This is a genomic window from Nocardia farcinica (genome assembly GCF_029867845.1).
Lineage (GTDB): Bacteria > Actinomycetota > Actinomycetes > Mycobacteriales > Mycobacteriaceae > Nocardia > Nocardia farcinica_A.
Window position 1 is genome coordinate 1 of sequence record NZ_JARWRU010001062.1, and the last position, 1,383, is coordinate 1,383.

3 protein-coding genes are annotated in these 1,383 nt (G+C 69.3%); all 3 read right to left on the reverse strand.

Annotated elements, in window-relative coordinates; all coding sequences use genetic code 11:
• Positions 1-462 (reverse strand): phosphatidylinositol phosphate synthase (gene pgsA / locus QH283_RS23440; RefSeq protein ID WP_280505101.1); only part of this gene is annotated, 462 nt, incomplete at its 3' end.
• Positions 463-1,080 (reverse strand): HIT family protein, encoded by a 618-nt coding sequence (locus QH283_RS23445; protein WP_280505102.1) that lies wholly within the window; start codon positions 1,078-1,080, stop codon positions 463-465.
• A partial coding sequence (locus QH283_RS23450) for a His/Gly/Thr/Pro-type tRNA ligase C-terminal domain-containing protein (RefSeq protein WP_280505103.1) occupies positions 1,081-1,383 on the reverse strand: 303 nt, incomplete at its 5' end.

Consider the following 1,383-nt stretch of genomic DNA (forward strand, 5'->3'; position numbering starts at 1 on the left):
CAACCGGTCCGGGCGCTCGATCAGGCCGCCGTCGGCGGACAGGCCGCTGGCCTCGGCACGCGCCTTGGCATACGAGATGACCTGCGAGGTCACCAGCACCACCAGGGTGGCGGCGAACAGCCAGCGGTTGTGCTCGTGGAAGATCGCCCACCAGGCCAGGGCGCCGAAGATCGCGCCGTCGGCGACACGGTCGCAGGTCGCGTCGAGCACTGCCCCGTACTTCGTGCCGCCGCCGCGCGCTCGCGCCATCGCCCCGTCGAGCATGTCGAACATGACGAACAGCCAGATGAGGATGGTGCCCCAGAACAGGTGACCTGTCGGGAACAGCGTGACCGCGGCGGTGATCGAGGCGACGGTGCCGATCAGTGTCACCGCGTCGGGGGTGAGACCGGTGGCGACGAGCGCCCTGCCGAGCGGCGCGGTCGCCTTCGCGAAGGTCTCACGGCCGAAGAAGCTGAGCACCTACTCCATTTCCTTCCACGCCTGCGCGAGCAGGGCCCTGGTCTCGCCCAGCAGCTGCGGCATCATCTTCACCCCGCCGATGACGGTGATGAAGTTCGCGTCGCCGCCCCAGCGCGGCACGATGTGCTGGTGCAGGTGGTCGGCCAGCGAGCCGCCCGCCACCCCGCCCAGGTTCAGGCCGACGTTGAAGCCCACCGGGCGCGAGACACTCTTCATCACCCGGATCGCCCGCTGGGTGAAGGCCATCAGCTCGTTGCTCTCGGCCTCGGTCAGTTCCTCGAGGTCGGCGACCCTGCGGTAGGGCACGACCATCAGGTGGCCCGGGTTGTACGGGTAGAGGTTGAGCACCGCGTAGACCGTCTCGCCACGCGCGACGATCAGGCCCTCCTCGTCGGTCATCAACGGGATGTCGGTGAACGGGTGCCCGGTACTGCCCGGCCGCTTGACCGGGGTCTCGGTGATGTAGGACATCCGGTAGGGCGTCCAGATCCGTTGCAGCCGATCGGGTTCGCCCACGCCGACGTCGACGATCTCCTTGCGCTCGGACGCCGCGCCGGTGCCGTCGCGACCGTGGCGGGTGTCGCCGCCGGGGGCGGCCGCGCTGTCGTCGAAACTCATCTAGCTCTCCCCCGCCGACACGATCTGGAAGCCCTCCGCGGTCGGAGAGGCGTTCACCCGGTTGGCGATCCACGCCACCACGGTGGCCACGGCGTCGGCGACCGGCACCCCGTTGACCTGGGTGCCGTCGCGGAAGCGGAAGCTCACCGCGTCGGCCTCCACATCGCGCGCGCCCGCCAGCAGCATGAACGGGACCTTCTGCGCGGTGTTGTTGAAGATCTTCTTCTGCATCCGGTCATCGCTGCGGTCCACCTGCGCGCGCACGCCCTGGTCGGTCAGCGCCTCGATCACCTTGTCCAGGTG